This is a genomic window from Pseudomonas putida (genome assembly GCF_016406145.1).
Classification (GTDB): Bacteria; Pseudomonadota; Gammaproteobacteria; order Pseudomonadales; family Pseudomonadaceae; genus Aquipseudomonas; species Aquipseudomonas putida_E.
Genome location: NZ_CP066306.1, coordinates 4,402,133 through 4,428,640 on the forward strand (window position 1 = coordinate 4,402,133; position 26,508 = coordinate 4,428,640).

Genomic DNA, 26,508 nt, shown 5'->3' on the forward strand with positions numbered 1-26,508 from the left:
GGGCCTCAGGCGTTACCCGACAGCTTGAGCCGAGCAGCCTGGGTGAAGTCCAGCATGCGGTTCAAAGGCTTGATAGCCTTCGGCACCAGCGCCGGGTCAACGAAAATCTCGTTGCTGCCTTTGCGCAAGCAATCCAGCACCCGCTCCAGAGTATTCATCGCCATCCACGGGCAGTGCGCGCAGCTGCGGCAGGCCGCGCCGTTACCGGCGGTGGGGGCTTCGACGAATTCCTTGTCCGGGCACAACTGCTGCATCTTGTAGAAGATGCCGCGGTCAGTGGCGACGATGAAGGTTTTGTTAGGCAGTGTCTGCGCGGCCTTGATCAGCTGGCTGGTGGAACCCACCGCATCGGCCAGGTCGATCACTGCCTCTGGCGACTCCGGGTGCACCAGGATCGCCGCATCCGGATACAGCGCCTTCATATCCGCCAGCTGGCGCGACTTGAACTCTTCGTGGACGATGCAGGCACCGTCCCACAGCAGCATGTCGGCACCGGTCTGCTTCTGAATGTAACGGCCCAGGTGCTGGTCCGGGCCCCAGATGATGGTCTCGCCGTTGTCCATCAGGCTTTCGACGATCTCCAGCGCGCAGCTCGAGGTCACGACCCAGTCGGCACGCGCTTTAACGGCGGCAGAGGTATTGGCATACACCACCACGGTACGCTCGGGGTGCTGGTCACAGAAGGCCGAGAACTCTTCGACCGGGCAACCCAGGTCGAGCGAGCAGGTAGCCTCCAGGGTCGGCATCAGCACGCGTTTTTCCGGGGTGAGGATCTTCGCGGTCTCGCCCATGAAGCGCACACCGGCGACGATCACCGTCTGGGCAGGGTGGTTCTTGCCGAAACGGGCCATTTCCAGCGAGTCGGACACGCAACCGCCGGTCTCTTCGGCAAGCGCCTGGATAACCGGGTCACAGTAGTAATGGGCAACCAGCACGGCGTTCTGCGCCTTGAGCTCGGCAGCAATGGCCGCACGGTATTCGGCCTCCTGCTCGGCTGTCAGCGGGTTGGGCTGCTTGGCGTCGAGGTGGGCCTGAACCAACAGGCGTTCGGATATCTGGGTCATGATCGCTGGACCTGCAGGCGCGCGTGCGCGTCAAATCGAGTGTATCACCCGGCCCTGACAGATCGGCTAAGGGCGCCGGACGGCAGGCAAGCCGCCACGGCCCTCTGCGGGCGCGGATTATTATCGGACGCCGAAGGCTACAGACAATCAAGGGATTTCTAAAGCGGTTTTTGTGTGGCCAGTACTGGCCTCATCGCCGGCAAGACAGTTGCTCCCACAGGTGTGCACAGGCCATGAGGCTGTAGTCATCCTGCAGGAGCCGGCTTGCCGGCGATGAGGCCGGCGCAGGCTCAATCAATCAGCCCTGCGGCTGCATCGCCGCAAAGTGCGCCGCGAGGATCATGGCGAACTCTTCAACGGTCATCTTCTTGCCATTGAAGTCGACCATGCCATCGACGTAGTGCAGGCTAGCCACCACGTCATTGCCCTGCACGGTGGCCATGCCACTCTGCAGCGCCATCATCCCGACCATCTCACCCGCCTGACTGGATTGCATGGCAATCGCCTGGGCATCGGTCTGCCCTTCGAGCAACGCCTGCAAGGTCGCCAGGTCACCCATCATCGGTTTGGACAGCGACAGCTTGCTCTTCACCTGAGTGATAAGCTGCTTGCTCAACTGGTCAGGCGGCAGGTCGAAGGAGGTGGGGCTGGCGAAGTCCATCGACAGGTTGAACCGGCTCTCGCCGTTGGCCGTCTTGAACGAAAGGTTCTCCACCGCCACCTGCGGCTTGGATGCCAACAGTTGCTTCAGGTCGCCCTGGAACTTGGCCTTCTCTGCTTCATCCATCTGAATTTGGGGCATCGGCTGGCCAGCAGCAGCGGCCTGCTCGAACTCCGGCAGATGGGCCTGGTACCACTGCGACAGCGACTGCAAGGCCGGGGCGTTGAGCGACTTGATGCTGACCGCCATCTGCCCGCTACCGACTGCGCGGCCATCCCAGCTGATGTCCGCGACCTTGTAATCCACGCGACCACCGACGGTATCGGGGCCATCGAGGGTTTGCAGGACGTGCTGCTCCAGGCCTTTGAGCAGCAGTACCTGCTGCTTGGGGCCCAGCGTCGCCTTGGCTTCGGCCAGCAGCACATCGACGTTACCGACATAGATTGCGTCATGCTGGGTAGCGGCCAGGTTACCGCCGATTTTCAGGTCCTTGAGCTCGAACGTGGCCGGCGGGTGATCATCCCCGACCAACTTCATTTCGAAGCGATCGGCAGCGCCATGGAATTTCGACGCCTTGCCTTCACTGTCGCCACTGATCTGCAGCTGCATACCCGAAAAATCGAGGGTAGTGCCGTTGTCTTCGGCCAGCTTGACCGGCGCCAGGAGGATGCTGCCATCGACACTGCCGTCAAAGCCCAGGCTGGTTTGCGAGCTGACCGGGACCTTGTCGCCGGCGGCGGCGAACCAGGGCGCGGTGAAGTCGTCCTTGTCCAGCGCACTGTTGCTGGCTGCCAGCACCGGCATCAGCTTGAGGGCCTTGACCCGCGACCAAGGGAACGGGCCGTGCTCGATCTGATCGGTTACACCCACATCGAAACTGACCGGCTCACCGTCAGACAGGTGAATGTCACGGACCTTGAGGCGATAGCGTGCGGTACTGGTGAAGAAGTGCTGCTCCAGCGAGGCCACTTCGATGGTCATGCTGCCGCCAACCCCGACAAGGGCCTTCTTCAACTGGGCATTGCCCTGATTGACGGCTTGCTCCAGCTGCGCAGGCAACTGCTTGCCGGTGTACCAGGCGCCAGCGGTGGTTACGACGGCAATGGCGATGGCCAGGCCGGAAAGGATGCCTACTGATTTCTTCATGAATAGAACCGATTGATGTCCATATGGGCGTGTTCGCAGCCAAGAGCTGCGGGGGAGCAGAATAGTATCACTCCCACCCCTCGCCCAAGGGTCGACACGCGGACGAAATGAGCAATCGAGACCCACCTGACGCTAGCTTGGGAAACTTCCTATTCGTTAAATTTTACGAACATCTGAATCGATCAGAACCGCAAAAAAGCGCGCAAAAACCGAACATTACGATAGATAAATCGATAAATATTTCAATTTAGTAACATCTTGTCATGTTTAACTTGACACCAACCTACCCATCGTTTTTTATTTTCACCACCTTGCCCAGCGCCACACCACGAAGAAGAACAGACGCGCCGTCATGATGCCTCACCGCCCCTGCCCGCACGCCCCGCCTTCCTAGCCCAGGCACTGCCAGCTCGCCCCCGGCGCATCGCCTGCGCCTACCTATGCTCCAACAATAAAGGTGAACAACATGGAGCCTACCCGCTCGCCATTGCCGCATGCGCAATACAACCCGCCCGCCGTTCACGCCCAGCTGCAGGAGCCACGCCAGCATGCAGCCTGACCACAGCGCCACCGGCAACGGCCAACTCCGCAAAACCCTGCGCCTCTGGCACGTGATCATCATCGGCCTGGCTTACCTGACGCCGATGACCGTGTTCGACACTTTCGGCATCGTCTCGGGGATTACCGCAGGGCATGTGCCCAGCGCCTACATCCTGGCGCTGACCGGCATCCTGTTCACTGCCGTGAGCTACGGCACCCTGGTGCGCCGCTTCCCGCAATCGGGGTCTGCCTATACCTACACACAGCGCGCCATCAACCCGCATGTGGGCTTTCTGGTCGGCTGGTCGTCGCTGCTCGACTACCTGCTGCTGCCGATGGTCAATGCCTTGTTGGCCAAGCTCTACCTGTCGGCCATGTTCCCCGAAGTGCCGGAGTGGATCTGGGTAGCGGGCTTCGTCACCCTGATCAGCCTGATCAACATGCGCAGCGTCAACCTGGTGGCACACTTCAACCTGCTGTTCGTTGCCGTGCAGGTGGCGATCATCGCCGTGTTCATCTACCTGTGCGTACGTGGACTGGACCAGGGTGAAGGCTTGGGTACCGCGTGGAGCCTGCTGCCGTTCGCCGACAGCCAGACCCAGCTCAGCGCCCTGGCGGCCGGTGCGACCATCCTGTGCTTCTCGTTCCTGGGCTTCGACGCCGTGACGTGCCTGTCCGAGGAAACCCGCGACCCGGCCAAGACCATCCCACGGGCGATCTTCCTGACCGCACTGATCGGCGGCCTGGTATTCATTACCGTGTCGTACTTCATCCAGGCCTACTTCCCGACCATGGCACGCTTCCATGACCAAGAAGCGGCCCTGCCGGAAATTGCCCTGTACGTGGGTGGCAAGCTTTTCCAGTCGATCTTCATCGCCTGCACGGTGATCAACACCATCGCTTCGGGCCTGGCTTCGCAAACCAGCGTCTCGCGCCTGTTGTACGTGATGGGACGTGACAAGGTGATTCCCGCAGGCATCTTTGCTCGCCTGCACCCGCGCTACAAAACACCGGTGCTTAACATCGCAGTGGTCGGACTGATTTCGCTGTCGGCGATCTTCTTCGATCTGGTTACCGCCACCTCGATCATCAACTTCGGGGCACTGGTGGCGTTCAGCTTCGTCAACCTGTCGGTGATCAACCACTGCTATCTGCGTGAAGGCAATCGCCAAGGGCTGGCGAACAAGCTCATGTACCTGATACTGCCGACCATCGGTTTCTGCATCATCGTGTCGCTGTGGCTAGACCTTAACGAGCACTCGCTGATGTTCGGCGGGGTGTGGGCGCTACTTGGCCTGGTGTACCTGGCCTGGCTGACCAAGGCCTTCACTGCCGCCCCCCCGAACTACGTTGCCGAATGACACTTGCCATCTACACCGCCCGCGCCTGAACGCGGGCGTTGTCCTTGCACGAAAAGGAAAGCTTTCATGCCGCTGCGTCGCCTTTCTATCCAGTGGAAGATCACCCTGCTCGCCGGCCTGTGCCTGCTGGTCATCGTCGCGCTACTGGTGGCCACCTCGCTGACCCAGGCACAGCGCAGTGCAGCCTTGGTCAGCCAGGCCAACAGTGAGATGCTCGACCACAGCGCGCGCCTGCGCCTGCAGGCCCACGGCGAAACCCAGACCCTGCGCATTCAGCGCTATTTCATGGACGCCTACCAGTACGCCAACGGCTTTGCCCGCCTGGTGCAGGTGCTCAAAGCCCACGGCGCTAGCGACCTACGCGCCGAATTGACACGCCAGGCTCGCACCAGTCTGGCTGGCAACCCGGACGTGATAGGGCTTTATGTGGTGTTCCAGCCCAACGCCCTGGACCACCAGGACAGCCAGTTCGTTGCCCAGGAGGCGGTCGGCAGCAACGACAGCGGGCGCTTTTCGCTGTACTGGTCGCAGCCCAGCCCAGGCAACCTTGAGCGGGAGGCCATGCCTGAAGCGATGCTGGCCGACAGCACGGTTGGCGCCAACGGGGGGGCACAGAACCGCTGGCTGACCTGCCCTCAGGAAACGGCCAAGGCCTGCGTGATCGAGCCCTACCTCGACGAGGTGAATGGCCGCCAGGTACTGATGACGAGCATCGCCCTCCCCCTGCTGGAAGCCGGCAAGGTGGTAGGCGTAGTTGGCCTGGACATCGGCCTGGACAACCTGCAGCAGTTGAGTCTGGAAGGCCGCCAGGAGCTGTTCGATGGCCAGGGCCAGGTGAGCATCGTCAGCAATACCGGCTTGCTGGCCGGGCACAGCCGCGACGCCAGCAAGCTGGGCACTTTCCTGAGCAACGACGTGGCGCAGGGCCTGCTGCGCGTCGGTCGCCCGTTCGCCCCGATCCCCGGCGCCGCCCCCTGGCAGGTGCTGCTGGAACTGCCCGAAGCTGTGCTTCAAGCACCCGCCGTCGCTCTCAATCAAAGGCTGAGCGAACACAACCAAAGCGCCAATCTGACCAGCCTGCTGATCGGCCTGGGTGCCGCGATCGTCGGCCTGCTGTTGGTTTGGCTGACCGCACGCGGTGTGACACGACCAATCCTGGCCGTAGCAGCACGCCTCGAGGATATCGCCAGCGGTGAGGGCGACCTGACTCGGCGCCTGGACTACGCGCGCCAGGACGAACTGGGCCAGTTGAGCGGCTGGTTCAACCGCTTCCTCGACAAGCTGCAACCGGTGATTGCCCAAGTCAAAGGCTCGCTGCTCGAAGCCCGCGGCACCGCCGATCAGTCCGCAGCCATCGCCAGCCAGACCAGCAGCGGCATGCAGCAGCAACAGCGCGAGATCGAGCAAGTGGCCACCGCCGCCAACGAGATGAGCGCAACTGCCCAGGATGTCGCCCACAACGCGGCACAAGCAGCCCAGGCCGCGCGCGGCGCCGACCAAGCGAGCCGCGAAGGCCTGCAACTGATCGCCAGCACCCGCCAGGCGATTGACACCCTGGCAGCCGGGATGGATGCCGCCATGGTCGAGGCGCGCGCACTGGAGCAGCGCAGCGAGCAGATCGGCTCGGTACTGGAGGTGATCCGCGCCATTGCCGAGCAGACCAACCTATTGGCCCTAAACGCCGCCATCGAAGCGGCCCGCGCTGGCGAGGCCGGGCGGGGTTTTGCCGTGGTGGCCGACGAGGTACGCAGCCTGGCGCAGCGCACCCAGGTGTCGGTGGAAGAAATCCGCCAGGTCATCGAGGGCCTGCAGCAAGGTACCCAGGATGTGGTCGGCGCCATGCATGATGGGCAGAAACAGGCGCAGGCCAGCGCCTCCCGGATGGAACAGGCACTGCCGACGCTGCAGCGGATCGGTGAAGCGGTGGCGGTGATCAGCGACATGAACCTGCAGATCGCTTCGGCCGCTGAAGAACAGAGCGCTGTGGCCGAGGAAGTTAACCGAAACGTGGCCGGGATCCGCGATGTGACTGAATCGCTATCGGGCCAGGCTGATGAGTCAGCGCGCATCAGCCAAGCGCTGAACCGCCTGGCCAATCAGCAGCAGGCTTTGATGGAGCAGTTTCGCGTTTAGTCTGTACGGGCCCCATCACCGGCTTGCCGGCGATTGGGCCCGTACAGGCACCCCACCTTTTGAACGAGTTTTACCCATGGAAACACCCAAAAAATCCCACTTCTTCGATATCAACAGCGAACAGGGCCTACTACGCACCTCGATAGCCGTCACCCTGTTCATCGCCACCATCGGCATTGCCTTCGGCCTGGCGTCCGGCTCGTTCTCTATCATTTTCGACGGTGTGTACTCGCTGGCCGACGCCGGCATGAGCGGCCTGTCGCTGGTAGTGGTCAAGCTGATCACTTCGCACGCCACCAGCCGGCACGTGTCACGCAAGCTACGCGAACGCTTCACCATGGGCTTCTGGCACCTGGAGCCGATGGTACTGGCGCTAAATGGCATCCTGCTCAGCGGTGTGGCGCTCTACGCCCTGATCAACGCCGTCAGCAGCCTGCTCGAAGGCGGACGCCACCTGGAATTCGGCATTGCCATGGTTTATGCGGCACTGACCGTGATCGCCTGCGCGACCATCGCTGCAGTCGAAGCGCGGGCCAACCGCGAGCTGAACTCGGATTTCGTGCGCATGGACGTCAAGGGTTGGGTGATGTCGGCCAGCATCACCGCAGCGTTGCTCATCGCCTTCTGCTTTGGCTTTGCCGTGCAGGGCACGCAGTGGGAGTGGGTATCGCCGTACATCGACCCGGCGGTACTGGCGCTGGTGTGCCTGGTCATCATTCCCTTGCCGCTGTCGGTTGTGCGCCAGGCCATGGCGGATATCTTTCTGGTGACACCTGGCGACCTGATGCTGCACGTAGATGAGGTGGCCGGTGCGTTCGTGGCACGCCACGGACTGGAATCCTATCGGGCTTACGTGGCCAAGGTCGGCCGCTCTCGGGAAATCGAGCTGTATTTCATCGTGCCCAAGCACCTTCCAGCCAAAAGCATTGAAGAGTGGGATGCGCTGCGCTGCGAAGTCGGTGATGCGATTGGCGGTGAAGGACCGGATCGCTGGTTGACGGTAGTGTTTACCGCAGACCCTGAGTGGGCTGAATAAGGATGGGCAAGAGCAACTGGATACCAGTGGGTATGAACTGAACAGTCGGCCGCCCAGCGTTTGCAGAACAACCGCCTTGAGCTGATCTGCAAGGTCAGGGCAGTGCCTTCCTCGGCATTATCCCTACCGTTAGTCGGATATTTCTGAGGGTTCCAACGCAACGGCTAGCCTCCAGCCTAGCGTCAGGGATAACGCTGAACATTAGGTCCATGAAGGGCCCGTACGCCTCGTCGTCCCGACGCTTTATCTGCTGAGGAGACGATAATGAAAATAACCCTGAAACGGTTGGCGTGCCTGGGAGCAAGCTTCACCAGCGCGCTTGCCATGGCCGATGCGGCTAGCCCGCCAGTGCTTTCACCTGCGATTCCCTTCGACGTCACCGCTACCCCACCCTTCACCCTGGATAACCTGCAACACGATTTCGACGTGCTGTCGTGGCAGACATTCGTTGCCCTGAACTGGCCCGCCAACGCCGACGGCAGCGCCAACACCTCGGCGAAGATGGGCGCGCCGGGGCAGACGGTTTGGGAGTCGTGGAAGGAGAGCTACGAGATTTTCCTGCCCCAAGGCCAGAAGCCGGTCGCCTGGAACCAGAAGGCGCCGCTACCCGCCGCCTGCCAAGGCAAGGGTGACCTGCCCGTCCTGCAACAGATGGGCAAGGTCGCCGGTGTGCTCGACGAATTCATTCAGCCGTTCAAGACCGGCCCACTGGTGGACCAGAACGGCACCTACACGCGCAACGCGATCATGGTCAACCAGCCGATGTTCGATGACATCGTCAACAATGGCCTGTACAGCAAGGAGGGCCAGCAAGCATTCCTGAGCAAGGCCGAGAACCGCATCGCATTCGCCTGCGGGTCGCAGAAGGCCGAGCAGGTCGGCGCGATCATGGTCAAGTCGGCCTGGAAGGTACTCGGCGGCAACGACAACCCGCAGGACTTCCACGCCGTCGACGCCTTGGTCTACACCCCCGGCAACGCCGACCCGAACAAGGGCGCGGTGATCCCCGAGTCGTGCAGCGCGCAGAAGGTCGGGCTGGTCGGTCTGCACATCGTGCACAAGACCCAGGCCGCGCCGCAGTGGGTATGGTCGAGCTTCGAGCACGTGCGCAACGTGCCGGAAAAGACCACACCGATGAACGAGCGCAAGGGCCCCTACCTGTTCTACGACGCCCAAGCCAGCGACCGCCCGGTGAACGAGCCGCCAGCGCAGCCGTGGGACCCATCGAAGAAAGCCACGCCTTCGCAGATCGTGCGGGAAATCCCGCTCACCACCGCGACACACCAGCTCAACGCGCAGTGGCAAAGCGCGCTCAAGGGCACTGTGTGGGCCAACTACCAGTTGATCAGCACCCAGTGGCCGACCGACCCCGCCGATGACTGCAAAGTACCGTCGCCAACCAATCCGCTGGGCACGCCTGCGCCGAACTTCCTGGCCAACGCCACGCTGGAAACCTACAACCAGGGCACTACGCCGCAGGCTTCGTCCAGTTGCATGGAGTGCCACAACAACGCGACCACCCGCGTGACCCAGTCACCGCGCACCAGCTTCGCCGATTTCACCTTCCTGCTTGAACGTGCCCAATCCACTGGCGCCAAGGAGTGATGCCATGAGCGACCCGAACCTGCAGAACTTCATCGACCTGTCCGCCGCCCTCACTGGCCTGTCAGCAGAGCTGCTGGCGCCTTCGGTAGACCCGATCAACCTGTTGCCGGTGTTCTTCGCCACCGCCCAGCAAGGTATGGGCACCGCAGCGTTCAGCAACCTGCTGGAGCTGTACGTCAGTATCAAGAGCCAAACCCCAGCGCAAATCGCCAGCGCCGTACTTGGCAATTCGGACCCGCAGATCGCCCAAGGCGCCCGCTCGATCATGAAGCTGTGGCTGCTCGGCAGTTGGTACCAGCCGTATGACCAAGGCAGCAAGCACAAGGGTGACACCAGCGTGGTGTCTGACCAAGCCTACAAGCAAAGCTGGGCGTGGAAGATCGCCCAGTCTCACCCCATGGGCTACAGCCAGTACCACTTCGGCTACTGGGCCGAGCAGCCACCGACCCTCAAGCAATTCACCGGTGTCGACGCCAAGGAAGGGCAGCAGCCATGAGCAACGTACAAACCCAGAATATCGAAACTGCCGATGTGATCGTGGTGGGCGCAGGCATGGCCGGCAGCGTCATGGCCTATCAGTTGGGCCTGGCCGGCTTGAAAGTGCTGGTGCTCGAGTCGGGCCCGGCAATTCCGCCGAACCGCAGCGAGTATCTGGAGCGTTTCTACACCGCCGTGCTCAAGTCGCCCGAGTCGCCATACCCGCCGGAGCAGACCGAGCAGACCCCGGCCACCCAGTTCGCTCCGCGCGCGACTATCCAGGATTTGATCACCGCCGGCAGCACCGACCCGAACAAAGTGCAGAAAAGCTACCTGGTACAGAAGGGGCCGCAGCTGTTCGCCAGCACCTACGAACGGGTAGGCGGCGGCACCATGTGGCACTGGATGGGCACGGCCCTGCGCCTGTTGCCCAACGACTTTCGCATGCGCACTGCGTACAACGTCGGGGTCGACTGGCCGATCAGCTACGAAGACCTGCAGACCGCCTACTGCCGCGCCGAGGAGGAGATGGGCGTGTCCGCCGATGTCGCCTCGCAGACCTACCTGGGCGTGACCTTCCCGCAGGGGTATGAATACAGCATGCACGGCATCCCGCCTTCGCTGGTAGACCAGGGCTTGAGCAAAAACGTGACGGGCACGGTGTACCAGAGTCCGGAGAAGGCGCCCGACGGCAAGCCGTACCCAGGTGTCACCCTCAACGTCCGGCAGACCCCGGCAGGGCGCAACTCGCAGAGCGACAACGGCCGACGGGTGTGCGCTGGAAACACCAGCTGCACGCCGATCTGCCCCATCCAGGCCAAGTACGACGCCACCGTCACAATGGCCAAGGCACTGGATACCGGCAACGTGCGCATCCTCTACCAGACCGTGGCGAGCCAGGTGCAGGTCGATGCCCATGGGGTCACGGGTATCGATTTCATCCAGTACCAGAACAATGGCACGCGCCAGAACGGCACGGCCCAGGGCAAGCGCTACGTGATCGCCGCCCATGCTATCGAAACGCCAAAGCTGTTACTCAACTCCATCGGCCCCAACAGCCCTAAAGGGGTCGCCAACAGCAGCGGCCAGGTGGGCCAGGCGCTGGCTGACCACCCGGTGTACCTGGCCTGGGGCCTGATGCCCGAAGGCAAGCCGCTGTTCCCGTTCCGCGGGCCGTTGTCCACCTCGGGGATCGAGGACATGCGCGATGGCCCGTTCCGCAGCCAGCGCGCCGCCTGGCGTATCGAGATCGGCAACGAGGGTTGGAACTGGTCGGTAAACGACCCCTACGCCTCTGTCTGCGATTTCATCGACGGCACCAACAACGGCGGCGCTAACCCCAACAAGCTGGCGTTGTCCGGCCAGGCGCTGGTGCAGCAGCTCAACAGCGTGCTGACCCGCCAGTTCCGTCTGGGCTTCTTGATCGAGCAGGTGGAGAAAGACCCTGACCATGCGCTGTGCCGGGTGGAAAGGAGCACGGAGTTCACCGATGGTCTGGGCCTGCCCCGGCCGCAGATCACCTACGAACTGTCCGACTACACCAAGGAGGGCTTCAAGCAAGCGCGCCTGGCCGCCACGCATATCATCACCGAGCTGATGGGCGCCACCGAGCTGACCAACCTGAACCCTAAACTCGAGCCCGGCTCGCAAACGGTGTTCGAGTACGACGGCCATAACTACGCGTTCTTCGGCGCTGGCCACCTGATGGGCACCTACCGCATGGGCTCGGACCGCACCAAGTCGGTGGTGGACAAGGACCAGCGCAGTTGGGACCACCCCAACCTGTTCCTGGTCGGCGACGGCGTGTTCCCCACCACCGGCACCGCCAACCCGACCTTGACCATTACCGCGCTGACCTTCCAGGCCGCCGACGTGGTGGCCAGCGACCTGCTCAAGCGCACGGTGCAGGTGCAGGCCAACCAGGCATGGCAGGGCACGGGCATGCAGGTCAATGGGCAGAGCTGGCAGTTGGCGGTGTGTACAGGCGGGCAGTGGACGGCCAACCCGGCCACCGGCATGGTTGGCGCACAGGGCAACCCAGCGTTGATCGCCAAGCCGGGCTACACCCTGCCGGGGCAGAACGAAGGGGCGTTGATCGGGCGCATCGGCAGCAACGGCGTGCCGTTCCTGGTGGGTGATCAGGAGCAATTGCCGCGTGGCCAGCAGGGTGAGTTGCAGCTGTGCATCAATGACGACCTGGCTGGGCGCTATGGGGCTGGCCTGAGCGATAACCTGGGCAGCCTGTCGGTGGAGGTGCGTTTCGGGGCGGTGTAGAGGCTGTCATACCAAACCCCACAATGCTCTGACAAAGGCGCAGTATTGTGGGGTTGCTCTCTCAGCCCGGATGAACCTGGGGCTTGCAGCAATGTGCCGTCACCGCGAACAATTGCAACCCGTTCCAGTCACCGCCTTCGTATCGCTCGCAACCCCATCGGAGGCGTTTTTCCCTGTATGAACGAAAAAGCCCGCGAACCTGTACAGGTCGCGGGCTTTTTCATATATACATCACGCTGAAGCGCTACTAAGGTTCGCTCCAGACGGCTGCAGAACTAGAACTGGCTGTAAAGCCACCCTCTAGTACTCACGAACCGCTGCGAATATGGTGGGTCGTGTAGGATTCGAACCTACGACCAATTGGTTAAAAGCCAACTGCTCTACCAACTGAGCTAACGACCCGTTGGATGGCGCGTATAATACTGATTTCTAACGGGAAATCAACACTCCATCAAAACTTTTTTCAAAAATAACGGGTTGGGTCTTCTACTCCGGCAGCCTTGAAGCCGTCGGCGCGCAGGCGGCAGCTGTCGCACTTGCCACAGGCGCGGCCCTCATCGTCGGCCTGGTAGCAGGAGACTGTCAGGCTGTAATCCACACCACGGGCCATACCGGCCTGCACGATCTGCGCCTTGCTCATGTTCTGTAGTGGCGCCTGGATCCGGAAGCCCTGCCCCTCGACACCGGCCTTGGTCGCGAGGTTGGCCATGCGTTCGAACGCTTCGACGAACTCTGGGCGGCAATCAGGGTAGCCCGAGTAGTCCACGGCATTGACGCCGATAAAGATATCGCGCGCTTGCAGCACTTCTGCCCAGCCCAGGGCCAAGGACAGGAATACGGTATTGCGTGCCGGCACATAGGTCACTGGAATACCCTCGCCCGGGGTTTCCGGTACATCGATGCTGCTGTCGGTCAGCGCCGAACCACCGATGCCATCGAGGTTCAAGCCGATGACCTTGTGCTCAACGACGCCCAAGTCACGAGCGACCCGCGCAGCAGCGTTCAATTCAGCACGATGGCGCTGGCCATAGTCGAAGCTCATGGTGTAGCAGCTATAGCCTTCAGCCTTGGCCATGGCGACGACAGTGGCCGAGTCGAGGCCGCCGGACAGCAGGATTACTGCGCGTTTCTCAGTCATGTACTTTTGCTCCTAATCAACGTCCGGGCTCGTCGTTCCACAGCAGCTTGTGCAGCTGCAGCTGGAAGCGCACGGGCAGGTTGTCGGCAACGATCCAGTCGGCCAGATCACTGGCCTTCACCTGGTGATGGCTTGGCGAAAACAGCACCTCGCCGGCTCGCTCGGCAAGGTTGTACTGAATCAGCTTGGAAACCGCCCAGTCATAGTCCTCGCGTGAACAGATGACGAACTTGACCTGGTCATTGCGGGTCAGGTGCTCAATGTTCTCGTAGAGGTTGCGGTGGGACTCTTCAGAGCCCGGGGTCTTTAGGTCGACCACGCGGCTGACGCGAATATCGGTAGCCGAGATATCCAGGGCACCACTGGTCTCGAGCGAAACCTCATAGCCGGCATCGCACAGACGCTGCAACAGTGGCAAGGCATTCGGCTGGGCCAGCGGTTCGCCGCCAGTGACGCACACATAGCGCGGTTTGAAGCCGGCCACCTGTTCCATGATCGAATCGAGGCTACGCACAGTACCGCCACTGAAGGCGTAGGCACTGTCGCAATATTGACAGCGCAGGGGGCAACCGGTCAGGCGCACGAATACCGTGGGCAGCCCAGCCGTGCGTGTTTCACCCTGCAAAGAGTAAAAGACTTCGGTGATACGTAATGTGTCTTGCATGATCGCCACGGGCGTGACAGCTAAACAGGCTGTCCGCCTCCGTCAGGCACTGTCGCGGACTCGACATGGCGTTATCCGCAGCAGCGTGTTTAAGAAAAAGGGCAATGATTCTAACGAAAAAACCCGCGACTGGCGCGGGTTTCTTTTGAGCGGTGCTACTTAGAGCTTCTGCAGGTCACGCTGCGCCAGCTGTGCGGCGGAAGTGCCGGGGTACTGGGTGATGACTTGCTGCAGGATGCCTTTGACCTTGTCGGTATGGCCCATGCGACGCTCGACGTCGGCCAGCTTGTACAGGGAGTCCGGTACCTTGCTGTGCTTGGGGTACTTCTGGCTAACCTGGGCAAAGGCTTGGCTGGCACTTTGCAGGTCACCCTTGGCCAGGTTCACCTCACCCAGCCAATACTGGGCGTTGCCTGCGTACTGGCTGTTCGGGTACTTGCGCAGGAAGGCGCCGAACGCCTGGCTGGCCTTGTCGAAGTCCTTCTGCTTGATCAGGTCGAAAGCGGCATCGTAATAGAGCTTCTCTTTCGCCGGATCACCCGGCTCGCTGTTGGCGGCCGGTTGCTGTGCAGCAGCGCCAGCGGCGCCTGCTGCTGCACCGGCGGCGGCATCGGGTGCACCACCGGTGGAGGAATTATCGGGGGTCGCGGCAGGCGCGCCACCACTGTTGATGCGGCGGTCCAGATCCTGGTAACGCTCCAGGCTTTCCTGCTTCATGCGGGCGACATCGTTTTGCAGCTCTTCGATGATGCCTTGCTGGCGGGATATCTGGTCCTGCATCTGTTGCAGCTGCATGAACAGCTGGCCCTGTGCTGAGGCAGGGGTCGAAGCCCCTGCCCCGGCATAGGCGCCGCTCGTGCCATAACCCGAAGGTGGGTAAGCACCTGCGTTGTCATCTACTACAGGAACCGCAGCCCACGCCGAAAGCGGAAGGCTGAGTGCGAGGACGGTTACAGCACGACGGCACATACGCATAAGAACTTACTTACGCAGTTCTACGCGGCGGTTCTGAGCCCAGGACTGCTCGTCGTTGCCGGTGGCAACTGGACGCTCTTCGCCGTAGGAGACCAGTTCCAGCTGAGCAGGGGAAACACCCTGCAGAACCAGGTAGCGCTGAACGGCCTTGGCACGACGCTCGCCCAGAGCCATGTTGTACTCGCGAGTACCGCGCTCGTCGGTGTTGCCTTCCAGAACAACACGGTTGCCGTTGGACTTCAGGTCCTTGGCGTGAACGTCCAGAGCGCGCATGGCTTCTGGCTTCAGGTCCGAGCTGTCGTATTCGAAGTAGAAGGTGGTGATTGCGCGCAGGGCGGCTTCTTCGCTCAGGGAACCGTCAACAGCGCCAGTGTTGGCACCGTAGCCAGCGTTAGGGTCGACAGCGCCTTCGCCAGCGTTGTCACCGCCCTTCGAGGAGCAACCTACAGCTACAGCCATGGCCAGAGCCAGCGCAGCAAATTTACCAAACTTCAGCATTTCCATCGTGAAACTCCTAATGAAACCCCAGTGTGTTAAGCAAAACGTGTTACGCCGCAATCAGTTCAGGTAAGGGGACCAGGACGGTTCTCTGACTTCGCCTTGAGCGGTAGGAAGTGGGAGCCTCACGCGGCCATTAAGCGACACGAGCATCAAGACTCCCCGGCCCTGCTGGCGGGTGGCGTAGATTAGCATGGTGCCGTTTGGCGCAACAGTGGGAGACTCATCAAGACTTGTTTCCGAGAGAATCTTTACACTTCCTCTCTGCAAGTCTTGTGCCGCCACTTTGAAGTTGGTGAATCCCTGCTGACGATGGATCATTACCAGCGTCTTTTCGTCCGCCGAAAGTTTCGGGTTGGCGTTGTAGTTACCTACGAACGTCACACGCTCGGCGCTACCACCACTGACCGACTGTTTGTAGATCTGCGGCTTGCCGCCACGGTCGGAGGTGAAGTACAGAGTGTTGCCATCCTTGCCCCAGAACGGCTCGGTATTGATACCCGGGCCGGCAGTGACACGGCTGATCTGGCGCGAAGCCACGTTCATCACGTAGATGTCCGGGTTGCCGTCCTTGGACAGCACGAACGCCAGGCGCGAACCATCCGGCGACCAGGCCGGAGCACCATTGAGGCCTTCGAAGTTGGTGACCTGTTCGCGGCGGCCGGTGTCGATGTGCTGGATGAAAATGCGCGGACGCTTCTGCTCGAACGAGACATAGGCGATACGCTTGCCGTCCGGCGCGAAACGTGGCGACAGGATAGGCTCACGCGACTGCAGCAAGGTCACTGCACGCGCACCGTCGTAGTCCGAACGCTGCAGGGTGTAGCGGGTATTGTTGGTCGAGAAGCGCTCGGCGGTCACGTACAGCATGCGAGTGGAAAACGCACCCTTGATGCCGGTGAGCTTCTCGAACGACTGGTCGGCGATGTAGTGCGACATGTCGCGCAGTTGGTCGACGCTGCCGGCAACGCTGCCGGTCAGCACTTGCTGCTCGGTGGCGACGTTGAACAGCGCGTACTGCACCTGCAGGCGACCGCCCGACGGCACGATGCTGCCGACCATCACGTACTGGGCGCCCAAGGCTTTCCAGTCACGGAAGATCACTTCGCTGGCCTGGGTAGGCTGGCTGATCATGTTCTGCCGTGGGATGGGCGAGTAGTAACCGGAGTTGCGCAGGTCATTGCCGATGATATCGGCCATGTCTTCCGGCAGCACACTGCCACCCTGCAGACCGAACGGCACTACCGCGATGGGCGTGGCCCGATCGCTGCCGCTGGTGACCAGGATGTTCTTTTCCTCTGCCATGGCCATGCCTGCCACGCAGCACAGCATGACCAGCAGTCCTCGAAGGAGTTTAATCACAACGCTAGATCCTCAGGTGTAAATGTCATCTTGAACGAACGGTACGGATTGAACTCGTTCGGCTTCAAGCCCTGCATTTCGGTCAGACGACCGATGTTCTTCACTGCTGCCACCGCAGAACTGTCGAACGGACCGTCGCCACTGGAGCGCGACACGCTGACACTGGTGATGGTGCCATCGGGCAGCATGTTGATCTGCAGGACTACCGTCATGCCCTTGCGCGCTGAAGGTGGACGCGCCCAGCCTTCGGCCGCGCGCATGCGGATCAGGTCGTCGAAGTCGCCGGCCACCTGGTCACCCTGCTCGTCGGCCAGCGCCTGCTGCCGCTCGGTGGTATCGGACAACAGCTCGGCCAGGGCCTGGGCTTTCTTGTCTTCTGCCGCCTTGCGGGCCGCCTCCTGTGCCTTTTTCTTCTGGGCATCTGCAGCGGCCTTTTTCTTGGCCTCTTCAGCTGCCTTCTTCTTCGCGTCCTCGGCCGCCGCCTTCTTCTTGGCGTCCTCGGCTGCTTTCTTCTTGGCCTCCTCAGCTGCCTTTTTCTTGGCATCCTCGGCGGCTTGTTTCTTGGCCTCTTCGGCCGCCTGCTTCTTGGCCTCTTCCTCAGCCTTTTTCTTGGCGATGTCGGCCTGTTGCTTTTCAGCGGCCTTCTTCGCCTCGTCGGCCTTTTTGGCTTCGGCGGCTTTCTTGGCCTCGGCGGCCTTGGCAGCGTCTTCTGCCTTCTTCGCCTCGGCGGCTTCGCGAGCCTCCTCGGCCTTTTGAGCGGCATCGGCTTTCTTTTGTTCCGCAGCCTTTACGGCCTCCTGCTCGACCTTCTTCTGTTCCAGCTGCTCGACTTCGGTCTGACGCGACGCGGTTTTTTTCGCTTCCCCGGCAATCTTCTGATTGGTCTGGGTGGTCGCCTGACTCTTGGACTTGAGCTGATACAGCGTAGCCTGAACGATCGGCTTGGAAGGCGGCAATTCTGGCGTCATGGCAAAACTGACGAACAGCAATGCGAACACAAGCACATGCAGGCCGATGGCCCAGACACTGGGCCAGAAGTAGCTTTCCGAGGCGGATGGCTCTCGCTGTTGCATCAGGGCGCCTCGGTAATCAGGCCAACGTTACCGACACCGGCCTTCTGCAACCCGCCCATGGCACCCATGACCGCGCCGTAGTCGACAGCCTTGTCGCCACGAATGAAGACCTGGGTCTGCTTGCCCTGGTCGCGACCGGCGGCAATGATCTTGGTCACTGCACTGGTCATTTCAGGCAAGGTCATGGCCTTGTCCATTTGCTTGTCGGTGTCGACTTCGCTGCCCAGGTTCCAGTAATAGGTCTTGTCAGCCTTGATGGAGATGGTGAGGATCTGGACATTGTTGTCCTGCGGCAAGGCTTCGCTGGAAACCTTGGGCAGGTCGACCTTCACGCCCTGATTGAGCATGGGAGCCGTCACCATGAAGATGACCAGCAGCACCAGCATCACGTCGATGTAGGGCACCACGTTCATCTCGGCGACCGGCTTGCGTTTGTGGCGAACTCGGGCCATGGGTTTGTACCTGATTACTCTTCGCTGGTGTGCACTTTGCGGTGCAGGATCGCCTGGAACTCGTCGGCGAAGGTGTAGTAACGACCGATCAGCACTTCGCTGCGTGCGGCGAAACGGTTGTAGGCGATAACCGCGGGGATTGCCGCGAACAGGCCGATGGCGGTCGCAATCAGCGCTTCGGCGATACCCGGAGCCACGGTGGCCAGGGTCGCCTGCTGGGCGCTGGCCAGGCCGCGGAAGGAGTTCATGATGCCCCACACGGTACCGAACAGGCCGATGTACGGGCTGGTCGAACCAACGGTGGCGAGGAACGGCAGGCTCTGCTCGAGTTTTTCTTCCTCACGCGAGATGGCTACGCGCATGGCCCGGCCTACGCCTTCCATGACCGCGTCGGGGTCCACACCCGGCTGCTGGCGCAGACGCGAGAACTCCTTGAAGCCGGCCCGGAAGACCTGCTCCACGCCCGAATCCGGGTCCGGGTTGCTGCCTGCCTGACGGTACAGCTTGGACAGGTCGATACCCGACCAGAAGCGTTCCTCGAAGGCATCCAGCGCACGACGACCGGCGCGCAGCATGGTGCTGCGCTGGAAGATCATGATCCATGAGGTGACCGAGGCGGCCACCAGGGTCAGCATTACCAGCTGTACCACCACGCTGGCATTGCTGACCAGACTCCACATGGAGGTATGGTCGACGACGTTAGCTTCCACGCTTATTCTCCTGCATTCGATTGAGTACCCGAGCCGTCCGCCACAAAGGCGTCGCGCAGCTTGGGGGGTATGGCTCGGGGTTTGAAAGTGTCGGCGCGCACGGCCGCCACCAGGAACTGCCCTTCGCAGAGCAGCGTTTCATCCTTTTCCCGCCAGACCTGCTGCACGAAACGCAGGCTGGCGCGATTGAGTTCAAGTACTTGCGCGGTCACCCGAAGTTCGTCGTCCAGGCGCGCCGGCGCGTGATAACGCGCTTCGCTTGAGTGGACCACGAACAACAGGTTCTCCCCGGCCAGTTGCTGCTGGGAAAACCCCAGGTGCCGCAGGCGCTCGGTCCGCGCGCGCTCCATGAATTTCAGGTAGTTGACGTAATACACCACGCCACCGGCATCGGTATCTTCGTAATAGACGCGACAACGGTGTGCGAAAGGTTCCAGGCCATTTTGCGCGCGCATACTCTAGTGCTTACTCCTCAGCTTGCCAATCCGCTGCGGCAACTGTTTTTTCTTCATTAATGTCGTATTGCCAGCGCACCTGAGGCATGCCAGCGGTAGGACCACGAAAAGCGGGTTTCGATCTGTCATTCATCGCCTGCTTCGGAAAAATCTGCCCCCTCACCCAGGCGCCCGGGAACATTCAGGCCAAAGTGCAGGTAGGCGTGCCGAGTGACCACACGACCACGGGGCGTACGCATGATATAGCCCTGCTGAATCAGGTAGGGTTCGAGCACATCCTCGATGGTATGACGCTCCTCGCTGATCGCTGCCGCCAGGTTATCCACCCCCACCGGGCCACCATCGAACTTCTCGATCATGGTCAGCAGCAGACGGCGGTCGGAATGGTCGAAACCACGCTCATCTACGTCCAGCAGGTTGAGCGCCAAATCGGCTACTGCCTTGGTGATCTGCCCTTTGCCGCGCACCTCGGCGTAGTCACGCACGCGGCGCAGCAAGCGGTTGGCAATACGCGGCGTGCCGCGGGCACGGCGGGCGATTTCGTAAGCCCCCTGGTCCTCGATGACCAGCCCCAGAATATTGGCCGACCGGCTGACGATGGTCGCCAGGTCCTTGTCGCTGTAGAACTCAAGTCGCTGGACGATACCGAAGCGGTCGCGCAGCGGGTTTGTGAGCATACCGGCGCGGGTTGTGGCCCCCACCAAGGTGAAGGGCGGCAAGTCGAGTTTGATCGAGCGGGCAGCCGGGCCTTCGCCGATCATGATATCGAGCTGGAAGTCCTCCATGGCCGGGTACAGCACCTCCTCGACAACCGGTGATAACCGGTGAATCTCGTCTATGAACAGGACGTCATGCGGTTCGAGGTTGGTCAGCATGGCTGCCAGGTCGCCCGGGCGCTCGAGAATCGGCCCCGAGGTACTTTTGACCGATACGCCCATTTCCTGGGCGATGATATTGGCCAGGGTGGTTTTACCCAACCCTGGCGGGCCGAAGATTAGCGTATGGTCGAGCGATTCGTTGCGACCGCGGGCAGCCTGGATGAACAGCGCCATCTGCTCGCGCACCACCGGCTGGCCGATGTATTCGTCCAGGCGCAGCGGGCGGATGGCACGGTCCTGGACTTCTTCGCGGTCGCGGCCACTGGCGGCAATCAGGCGGTCGGCTTCGATCACTTGGTAATCATCCCTTTGAGGCTGCGACGGATCAGCTCCTCACTGCTCAGGCCAGCCTTGTCCTTGATCGCGGACACTGCCTTGCTGGCTTCCTGCGGCTTGTAGCCCAGGGAAACCAGGGCACTGACGGCATCGGCCTCGGCTGTGGAGGCGCCGCTGACCGGTACCGGACCATCCGATACAAGCGTGAACATGGCCGGCGAGGTTTCCCAGGCCTTGAAGCGGTCCTTGAGCTCGACCAGCAGGCGTTCAGCGGTCTTCTTGCCGACGCCAGGCACACGCACCAGCGCCGATGTGTCCTGCGCCTGTACGCAACGCACCAGTTCGTCGGCCTCAAGGCCCGACATCAAGGCCAGCGCCAGCTTCGGGCCCACGCCATTGAGGCGGATGAGCTCGCGGAAAAGTTCGCGCTCTCGCTTCTCATGGAAGCCATACAGCAGGTGGGCATCTTCGCGCACCACCAGATGGGTATGCACGGTGACCGTTTCGCCAACTTTCGGCAGGCGGTACAGGGTGGTCATGGGCACTTCAAGCTCATAGCCCACGCCATTGACGTCGATAATCAGGTGCGGCGGTTGTTTTTCCGCCAGGGTACCGCGCAAACGTCCAATCACGTTTCGATCCTTCCTCTCGGGGAGCCGATCAAAGACCGCTCAACCCTATCAGCAAATACGTCGGGTGAACGTACCACCCGGACAAAATATGTATCAGCTCATGAAGCAGCTACAGACGCAAGCGACCACCGCGCCGCCGCGCCGTGGCCAGGCCGTGCGGCACCAGGCTGGAACGGGTATGGGCATGGCACAGGGCAATCGCCAAGGCATCAGAGGCGTCGATCTGTGGTTTCTGAGTCAGCTTGAGCAGGTGCATGACCATCAGCATCACCTGCTCCTTGTTAGCCCCACCGGTGCCGGCCACGGCCTGCTTGACCTGAGTCGCACTGTATTCGGCGATTTCCAGGCCGGCCTCGGCGGCGGCGACGATGGCCGCGCCGCGCGCTTGGCCGAGCTTGAGCGCCGAATCGGGGTTACGCGCCATGAACACGCGCTCGATGCCCATGGTCACAGGACCATGCTGGGCAATGATTTCACTGACACCGCGAAAAACGATCTGCAAGCGCTCGTGCAGCTCGCCGCTGCCGGTACGGATACAACCCGACGCCACGTACTCGCAACCACGGGCAGTCTGGCGCACAACGCCATAACCGGTGATGCGCGAGCCGGGGTCGATACCAAGAATCAGAGTCATAACGCCTGTCGTGTAGGGGGATGCTTGAAAGCCTGAGCTCAATTCAAGGCTATTGGGGCCGCTGCGCAGCCCATCGCCGGCAAGCCAGCTCCCACAGCTACAGCGCACCGTTGAGAGCTGCGCTGTAGTTCTGGGAGCTGGCTTGCCGGCGATGGGCCGCCCAGCGGCCCCAATTACAACCTTGCTGGCGACACCTTAGCCGAGTTTTTCCATGATCTCGTCGGAAATCTGTGCATTGGAGTAGACGTTCTGCACGTCATCCAGGTCTTCGAGCATGTCGATCAGCTTGAGCACTTTCTCCGCCCCCTCCTGATCCAGCTCGGCACTGGTGGTCGGCTGCATGACGATTTCCGCATCTGCGGCCTTGAAGCCGGCTTCCTCCAGGGCATTACGCACGGCATAGAAGCTGTTGAACGAGGTGAACACCTCGAACGAACCGTCTTCGTTGGCCACGACATCGTCGGCGTCGGCTTCCATGGCGGCTTCCATCAGGGCATCTTCGTCCACACCCGGCGCGAAGCTGATCTGCCCCTTGCGCTCGAACAGGTAGGCCACCGAGCCATCGGTACCGAGGTTGCCGCCACACTTGGTGAAGGCATGCCGCACGGCGGCCGCGGTACGGTTGCGGTTGTCGGTCATGGCCTCGACCATGATCGCCACCCCGCCCGGGCCGTAACCCTCGTAGCTCAGCTCTTCAACGTTATCGCTTTCGTTGGTGCCAGCACCACGGGCCACGGCGCGGTCGATGATATCGCGGCTCATGTTGGCACCCAGGGCCTTGTCCAGCGCCAGGCGCAAGCGCGGATTGGAGGCCGGATCGCCACCACCCTGCTTGGCAGCGACGGTCAGCTCACGGATCCACTTGGTGAAGATCTTGCCTCTCTTGGCATCCTGGCGCTCTTTGCGGTGCTTGATGTTCGCCCACTTGGAATGACCAGCCATAACGACTCCAAACTCTTGAAACACAAACAATTGCGCCCCGAGAGGGGCGCAACGACAAATTCCTGCGCCGAAACGCAAAGGCGCATCCATCTGGATGCGCCCGGGGCCCGCTTACTCGACCTTGGTCTGTTCGCGCAGGCGGATATGCAACTCGCGCAGGGCCTTGGCATCAACCAAGCCCGGAGCCTGAGTCATGACGCACGCGGCGCTCTGGGTTTTCGGGAAGGCAATCACTTCACGGATCGACTGGGCACCAGTCATCAGCATGACCAGGCGGTCCAGACCGAAGGCCAGGCCACCGTGAGGCGGTGCGCCGAACTTCAGGGCGTCGAGCAGGAAGCCGAACTTCTCTTCCTGTTCTGCCGCTTCGATACCCAGCAGGCGGAATACCGCCTGTTGCATCTCTTTGCGGTGGATACGGATCGAACCGCCACCCAGTTCGGTGCCGTTCAGCACCATGTCGTAGGCACGCGACAGCGCGGTGGCCGGGTTGGCCTCGAGCTCTTCGGGGGTGCACTTGGGCGCGGTGAACGGGTGGTGCAACGCAGTGAAGCTGCCGTCTTCGTTCTCTTCGAACATCGGGAAGTCAACGACCCACATCGGCGCCCACTCGCAGGTCAGCAGCTCGAAGTCGTGGCCCAGACGGATACGCAGCGCGCCCAGGGCCTCGCTGACGACTTTGAACTTGTCAGCACCGAAGAACACGATGTCGCCGTCTACCGCACCTACGCGATCGAGGATCACGTTGAGGTTGGCTTCAGGGATGTTCTTGACGATCGGCGACTGCAGGCCTTCAACGCCCTTGGCGCGCTCGTTGACCTTGATGTAAGCCAGGCCGCGGGCGCCGTAGATGCCGACGAACTTGGTGTACTCGTCGATCTTGCTGCGCGGCATGCTGGCGCCACCTGGCAGGCGCAGCGCGGTGACGCGGCACTTCGGATCGTTGGCGGGGCCTGCGAAGACCTTGAAGTCGACATCTTTGAGCTGGTCGGCAACGTCTACCAGTTCCAGCGGGTTACGCAGGTCTGGCTTGTCGGAACCGTAGCGGCGCATGGCTTCTTCGAAGGTCATGTGCGGGAATTCGCCGAACTCCAGGTCCAGGACTTCCTTGAACAGCTTGCGGATCATGCTTTCGGTCAGGCCCATGATCTCGGACTCATCGAGGAAGCTGGTCTCGATGTCGATCTGGGTGAACTCCGGCTGACGGTCAGCGCGCAGGTCTTCGTCACGGAAGCATTTGGCGATCTGGTAGTAACGGTCAAAGCCGGCGACCATCAGCAGCTGCTTGAACAGCTGAGGCGACTGCGGCAGCGCGAAGAAGCTACCGGCGTGGGTACGGCTGGGCACCAGGTAGTCGCGCGCGCCTTCCGGCGTTGCGCGGGTGAGGATCGGCGTTTCGACGTCGAGGAAGCCGTTCTCGTCCAGGAAGCGACGGATGCTGCTGGTGATGCGCGAACGCAGGCGCAGCTTGTCGGCCATTTCCGGGCGACGCAGGTCGATGAAGCGGTAGCGCAGGCGGGTTTCCTCGCCGACGTCAGAGTACTCGTTCAGCGGGAACGGCGGGGTTTCAGCTTCGTTGAGCACGTTCAACTGATAACCGAGAATTTCGATGGCACCGGAAGCCATGTTGGCATTCACCGCACCGTCAGGGCGCTTGCGCACCTTGCCGGTGATCTGCACCACGTATTCGCTGCGCACGCGGTCGGCCGCTGCGAAGGTTTCGGCGCGATCGGGATCGAAGACGACCTGGGCCATGCCCTCGCGGTCACGGATGTCGAGGAAGATCACCCCGCCGTGGTCGCGGCGACGATGGACCCAGCCGCAAAGGGTGACTTCCTGGCCGTCCAGGCTCTCGTTCAGTTGGCCGCAATAATGGCTGCGCATCATGATGGTGGTTTCGCTTCTCGTGATTCGTGTATTCGATGGAGGCCTTGGCCGCCCCAGGGGGCTAATACTGCAAGACCCGGCTACTGCAATTCAACTCAGTCGGCCTTGTCGCCGCCTGCCAGATTCTTTTTTGCCCCGGTCTTGAAGTCGGTTTCATACCAGCCACTACCGCTCAGACGAAAGCCGGGGACCGATAACAGTTTCTTCAATGCCGGCGCCTGGCAGGCCGGGCAGTCGGTCAGCGGCGCTGCGCTGATCTTCTGCAGCGCTTCCAGCCGGTGATCGCAGGATGCACATTGATAGTCATAAAGGGGCATGGGTGTCTCTCGTCAACCATTACGCTGGCTGCCCAAGGCAGCAAAAAGCGGGATTATATATGGTTAACAGGCACTGCGCAGCCCGCCTGGCGATCAGCGCACACTGGGCGGGTCCTGCAACCACGCAACACAGATCACCCGGACCAGGCCGCTGAAGTTGCGCACTCCACCTTGGCGCAGGTGCACCTCACGATCCACGTAGGAAAGCACTGCACTGACGGAGCACTCATTGGCCTCGGCGATGCGCTCGAGGATGCGCCAATAGACTGCCTCCAGGCGCAAACAGGTGGAAAAACCGTTGAGCCGGACCGAGCGTGATACCGGCTGAACCTGCATCATGTCGAAATCCGCCTTGAACGGATCAATGCACTGCTTGCCCAGGCAGCGCCCTTTGCCTACTACACGCTTGCTCGCTTGCATCATGCGCCCACATCCTCGCCACAGGTATTTTTCCCTGCACCGCAAGACTGGCCGGGGCGCAGGATCCAGAGGCTCAATGAAGCGCGTACAGCCGGACGCAAAGCAGCGGCAAAGCCTTCCAGCACAAACGAAAAAGCCCGGTGAGCGTCACTCCACCGGGCTTGGCAGGCGGCTATTTATACAAGCGACCGATCATTTACCGTCAAGCAGCACCCGCAGCATCCAGGCAGTTTTTTCGTGCACCTGCATACGCTGGGTCAACAGGTCTGCAGTCGGTTCGTCACTGACCTTGTCCACTACCGGAAAAATACTGCGGGCGGTACGCACGACCGCCTCCTGACCCTGGACAAGCTGATGGATCATCTCGTCCGCTGCGGGCACCCCTTCCTCTTCCTTGATGGAAGAATGCCGCGCATAAAAAGCATAGGAACCCGGCGCGGGGAAGCCCAGGGCGCGAATCCGCTCGGCGATGGAATCGACTGCCAGCGCCAGTTCGTTGTATTGCTCTTCGAACATCAGGTGCAGGGTACGGAACGAAGGACCGGTGACGTTCCAGTGAAAGTTGTGGGTTTTCAGATACAGCACATAGGTATCCGACAACAGGCGGGACAGCCCTTCGACGATGGACTTGCGATCTTCTTCACTGATACCGATATCGATTGCCATGAAGTTCCCCTTTTCATATGGCTTGATGATGATCAAGCGGGCCCCACACACTGTATCAATACTTGGCGCCACGCGCCCATGACGCAGGGCAACTCATCGCCGACAGCCACCTGCGGTTTGAGAAGGCCCCGCGTTTGCTGTTAAATAGGCACCGTGCCACCCGTGCGTGCTGTCATTGCCGGGTGCATAGGCTGGCCCAACATGTGTTCGCGCTCTACACCTCATGCGCACC

The 26,508-nt window shown here is 61.4% G+C and carries 25 protein-coding genes, 1 tRNA gene and 1 pseudogene; 7 read left to right on the top strand and 20 right to left on the bottom strand.

The genetic code is table 11. The features are described 5' to 3' along the window. Window positions 1–5 precede the first annotated feature (5 nt). Window positions 6–1,064: a quinolinate synthase NadA gene (nadA, locus tag JET17_RS20240; protein ID WP_012315803.1), complete on the bottom strand. Its 1,059-nt coding sequence runs from the start codon at window positions 1,062–1,064 to the stop codon at window positions 6–8. Window positions 1,065–1,362: 298 nt separating this feature from the next. Beyond that, window positions 1,363–2,871, bottom strand: a complete 1,509-nt coding sequence (locus JET17_RS20245; protein WP_012315804.1) for a YdgA family protein — start codon at window positions 2,869–2,871, stop codon at window positions 1,363–1,365. 548 nt (window positions 2,872–3,419) lie between these two features. On the opposite strand from JET17_RS20245, the gene JET17_RS20250 reads away from it, so the two are divergent. The 7 genes and pseudogenes from JET17_RS20250 (at window position 3,420) to JET17_RS20275 (ending at window position 12,297) form a co-directional block, all read left to right on the top strand. Next, entirely contained in the window at window positions 3,420–4,772 is a 1,353-nt protein-coding gene (locus JET17_RS20250; RefSeq protein ID WP_012315805.1) for an APC family permease, read from the top strand. A gap of 285 nt (window positions 4,773–5,057) precedes the next feature. Beyond that, window positions 5,058–6,047 (top strand): annotated as a pseudogene (locus JET17_RS27870) (HAMP domain-containing protein); the annotation flags it as partial. Window positions 6,048–6,149: 102 nt separating this feature from the next. Further along, a complete protein-coding gene (locus tag JET17_RS27875; protein WP_420094555.1) occupies window positions 6,150–6,905 on the top strand; it encodes a methyl-accepting chemotaxis protein in 756 nt (251 codons plus the stop codon). Window positions 6,906–6,981: 76 nt separating this feature from the next. Continuing rightward, complete coding sequence (locus JET17_RS20260; RefSeq protein ID WP_012315807.1) at window positions 6,982–7,941, top strand: cation diffusion facilitator family transporter; 960 nt, start codon at window positions 6,982–6,984, stop codon at window positions 7,939–7,941. 264 nt (window positions 7,942–8,205) lie between these two features. Next, complete coding sequence (locus JET17_RS20265) at window positions 8,206–9,546, top strand: hypothetical protein (protein WP_012315808.1); 1,341 nt, start codon at window positions 8,206–8,208, stop codon at window positions 9,544–9,546. A 4-nt stretch (window positions 9,547–9,550) separates the two neighbouring features. Next, complete coding sequence (locus JET17_RS20270) at window positions 9,551–10,042, top strand: sorbitol dehydrogenase (RefSeq protein ID WP_012315809.1); 492 nt, start codon at window positions 9,551–9,553, stop codon at window positions 10,040–10,042. After that, the gene (locus tag JET17_RS20275) at window positions 10,039–12,297 is read left to right on the top strand and encodes a GMC oxidoreductase (protein WP_012315810.1); all 2,259 of its coding nucleotides are present in this window, start codon (window positions 10,039–10,041) and stop codon (window positions 12,295–12,297) included. Before JET17_RS20270 ends, JET17_RS20275 begins: the two co-directional genes overlap by 4 nt. A 326-nt stretch (window positions 12,298–12,623) precedes the next feature. On the opposite strand, the gene JET17_RS20280 is transcribed toward JET17_RS20275, so the two are convergent. From JET17_RS20280 to JET17_RS20365, 18 genes are all read right to left on the bottom strand, one after another. Next, window positions 12,624–12,699 (bottom strand) — tRNA-Lys (locus tag JET17_RS20280). 61 nt (window positions 12,700–12,760) lie between these two features. Next, window positions 12,761–13,435 (bottom strand): 7-cyano-7-deazaguanine synthase QueC, encoded by a 675-nt coding sequence (queC, locus tag JET17_RS20285; RefSeq protein WP_012315811.1) that lies wholly within the window; start codon window positions 13,433–13,435, stop codon window positions 12,761–12,763. A gap of 16 nt (window positions 13,436–13,451) precedes the next feature. Next, entirely contained in the window at window positions 13,452–14,099 is a 648-nt protein-coding gene (gene queE / locus JET17_RS20290; protein WP_012315812.1) for a 7-carboxy-7-deazaguanine synthase QueE, read from the bottom strand. Window positions 14,100–14,258: 159 nt separating this feature from the next. Continuing rightward, the gene (gene ybgF, locus JET17_RS20295; RefSeq protein ID WP_012315813.1) at window positions 14,259–15,074 is read right to left on the bottom strand and encodes a tol-pal system protein YbgF; all 816 of its coding nucleotides are present in this window, start codon (window positions 15,072–15,074) and stop codon (window positions 14,259–14,261) included. A gap of 6 nt (window positions 15,075–15,080) precedes the next feature. Further along, on the bottom strand, window positions 15,081–15,578 hold the full coding sequence (pal, locus tag JET17_RS20300) for a peptidoglycan-associated lipoprotein Pal (protein WP_008090230.1): 498 nt from the start codon (window positions 15,576–15,578) through the stop codon (window positions 15,081–15,083). A 54-nt stretch (window positions 15,579–15,632) separates the two neighbouring features. Then, entirely contained in the window at window positions 15,633–16,904 is a 1,272-nt protein-coding gene (tolB, locus tag JET17_RS20305) for a Tol-Pal system beta propeller repeat protein TolB (RefSeq protein WP_012315814.1), read from the bottom strand. Between the two features lie 26 nt (window positions 16,905–16,930). Continuing rightward, window positions 16,931–18,007, bottom strand: a complete 1,077-nt coding sequence (gene tolA / locus JET17_RS20310; RefSeq protein WP_012315815.1) for a cell envelope integrity protein TolA — start codon at window positions 18,005–18,007, stop codon at window positions 16,931–16,933. Continuing rightward, window positions 18,007–18,459 carry a protein TolR gene (gene tolR / locus JET17_RS20315; RefSeq protein WP_012315816.1) on the bottom strand — a complete coding sequence of 151 codons (453 nt, stop codon included), beginning with the start codon at window positions 18,457–18,459 and terminating at the stop codon, window positions 18,007–18,009. The genes tolA and tolR overlap by 1 nt, the downstream gene beginning before the upstream one ends. Before the next feature lie 14 nt (window positions 18,460–18,473). Then, window positions 18,474–19,169, bottom strand: a complete 696-nt coding sequence (gene tolQ, locus JET17_RS20320; RefSeq protein WP_010952367.1) for a protein TolQ — start codon at window positions 19,167–19,169, stop codon at window positions 18,474–18,476. A gap of 2 nt (window positions 19,170–19,171) precedes the next feature. Further along, window positions 19,172–19,624, bottom strand: coding sequence for a tol-pal system-associated acyl-CoA thioesterase (ybgC, locus tag JET17_RS20325; RefSeq protein ID WP_012315817.1), 453 nt, complete (start codon window positions 19,622–19,624; stop codon window positions 19,172–19,174). A gap of 125 nt (window positions 19,625–19,749) precedes the next feature. Further along, entirely contained in the window at window positions 19,750–20,796 is a 1,047-nt protein-coding gene (gene ruvB, locus JET17_RS20330) for a Holliday junction branch migration DNA helicase RuvB (protein WP_012315818.1), read from the bottom strand. Then, a complete protein-coding gene (gene ruvA / locus JET17_RS20335; protein ID WP_012315819.1) occupies window positions 20,793–21,410 on the bottom strand; it encodes a Holliday junction branch migration protein RuvA in 618 nt (205 codons plus the stop codon). Before ruvA ends, ruvB begins: the two co-directional genes overlap by 4 nt. Window positions 21,411–21,519: 109 nt before the next feature. Beyond that, window positions 21,520–22,044, bottom strand: a complete 525-nt coding sequence (ruvC, locus tag JET17_RS20340; RefSeq protein WP_012315820.1) for a crossover junction endodeoxyribonuclease RuvC — start codon at window positions 22,042–22,044, stop codon at window positions 21,520–21,522. A gap of 195 nt (window positions 22,045–22,239) precedes the next feature. After that, window positions 22,240–22,986 (bottom strand): YebC/PmpR family DNA-binding transcriptional regulator, encoded by a 747-nt coding sequence (locus JET17_RS20345; RefSeq protein WP_012315821.1) that lies wholly within the window; start codon window positions 22,984–22,986, stop codon window positions 22,240–22,242. 111 nt (window positions 22,987–23,097) lie between these two features. Next, window positions 23,098–24,873, bottom strand: a complete 1,776-nt coding sequence (gene aspS / locus JET17_RS20350; RefSeq protein WP_012315822.1) for an aspartate--tRNA ligase — start codon at window positions 24,871–24,873, stop codon at window positions 23,098–23,100. A gap of 95 nt (window positions 24,874–24,968) precedes the next feature. Then, on the bottom strand, window positions 24,969–25,190 hold the full coding sequence (locus JET17_RS20355; protein WP_012315823.1) for an FmdB family zinc ribbon protein: 222 nt from the start codon (window positions 25,188–25,190) through the stop codon (window positions 24,969–24,971). 93 nt (window positions 25,191–25,283) lie between these two features. Next, entirely contained in the window at window positions 25,284–25,613 is a 330-nt protein-coding gene (locus tag JET17_RS20360) for a ribbon-helix-helix domain-containing protein (RefSeq protein WP_012315824.1), read from the bottom strand. 189 nt (window positions 25,614–25,802) lie between these two features. Continuing rightward, window positions 25,803–26,276: a Dps family protein gene (locus JET17_RS20365; RefSeq protein ID WP_012315825.1), complete on the bottom strand. Its 474-nt coding sequence runs from the start codon at window positions 26,274–26,276 to the stop codon at window positions 25,803–25,805. Window positions 26,277–26,508: the final 232 nt, after the last annotated feature.

Excerpts from the sequence above, each read along its gene's own strand:
- nadA (WP_012315803.1), bottom strand. The coding sequence starts at position 1,064 with ATGACCCAGATATCCGAACGCCTGTTGGTTCAGGCCCACCTCGACGCC.
- JET17_RS20245 (WP_012315804.1), bottom strand. The coding sequence starts at position 2,871 with ATGAAGAAATCAGTAGGCATCCTTTCCGGCCTGGCCATCGCCATTGCC.
- JET17_RS20250 (WP_012315805.1), top strand. The coding sequence starts at position 3,420 with ATGCAGCCTGACCACAGCGCCACCGGCAACGGCCAACTCCGCAAAACC.
- JET17_RS27875 (WP_420094555.1), top strand. The coding sequence starts at position 6,150 with ATGCAGCAGCAACAGCGCGAGATCGAGCAAGTGGCCACCGCCGCCAAC.
- JET17_RS20260 (WP_012315807.1), top strand. The coding sequence starts at position 6,982 with ATGGAAACACCCAAAAAATCCCACTTCTTCGATATCAACAGCGAACAG.
- JET17_RS20265 (WP_012315808.1), top strand. The coding sequence starts at position 8,206 with ATGAAAATAACCCTGAAACGGTTGGCGTGCCTGGGAGCAAGCTTCACC.
- JET17_RS20270 (WP_012315809.1), top strand. The coding sequence starts at position 9,551 with ATGAGCGACCCGAACCTGCAGAACTTCATCGACCTGTCCGCCGCCCTC.
- JET17_RS20275 (WP_012315810.1), top strand. The coding sequence starts at position 10,039 with ATGAGCAACGTACAAACCCAGAATATCGAAACTGCCGATGTGATCGTG.
- queC (WP_012315811.1), bottom strand. The coding sequence starts at position 13,435 with ATGACTGAGAAACGCGCAGTAATCCTGCTGTCCGGCGGCCTCGACTCG.
- queE (WP_012315812.1), bottom strand. The coding sequence starts at position 14,099 with ATGCAAGACACATTACGTATCACCGAAGTCTTTTACTCTTTGCAGGGT.
- ybgF (WP_012315813.1), bottom strand. The coding sequence starts at position 15,074 with ATGCGTATGTGCCGTCGTGCTGTAACCGTCCTCGCACTCAGCCTTCCG.
- pal (WP_008090230.1), bottom strand. The coding sequence starts at position 15,578 with ATGGAAATGCTGAAGTTTGGTAAATTTGCTGCGCTGGCTCTGGCCATG.
- tolB (WP_012315814.1), bottom strand. The coding sequence starts at position 16,904 with ATGCTGTGCTGCGTGGCAGGCATGGCCATGGCAGAGGAAAAGAACATC.
- tolA (WP_012315815.1), bottom strand. The coding sequence starts at position 18,007 with ATGCAACAGCGAGAGCCATCCGCCTCGGAAAGCTACTTCTGGCCCAGT.
- tolR (WP_012315816.1), bottom strand. The coding sequence starts at position 18,459 with ATGGCCCGAGTTCGCCACAAACGCAAGCCGGTCGCCGAGATGAACGTG.
- ybgC (WP_012315817.1), bottom strand. The coding sequence starts at position 19,624 with ATGCGCGCGCAAAATGGCCTGGAACCTTTCGCACACCGTTGTCGCGTC.
- ruvC (WP_012315820.1), bottom strand. The coding sequence starts at position 22,044 with ATGACTCTGATTCTTGGTATCGACCCCGGCTCGCGCATCACCGGTTAT.
- JET17_RS20345 (WP_012315821.1), bottom strand. The coding sequence starts at position 22,986 with ATGGCTGGTCATTCCAAGTGGGCGAACATCAAGCACCGCAAAGAGCGC.
- aspS (WP_012315822.1), bottom strand. The coding sequence starts at position 24,873 with ATGATGCGCAGCCATTATTGCGGCCAACTGAACGAGAGCCTGGACGGC.
- JET17_RS20355 (WP_012315823.1), bottom strand. The coding sequence starts at position 25,190 with ATGCCCCTTTATGACTATCAATGTGCATCCTGCGATCACCGGCTGGAA.
- JET17_RS20360 (WP_012315824.1), bottom strand. The coding sequence starts at position 25,613 with ATGATGCAAGCGAGCAAGCGTGTAGTAGGCAAAGGGCGCTGCCTGGGC.
- JET17_RS20365 (WP_012315825.1), bottom strand. The coding sequence starts at position 26,276 with ATGGCAATCGATATCGGTATCAGTGAAGAAGATCGCAAGTCCATCGTC.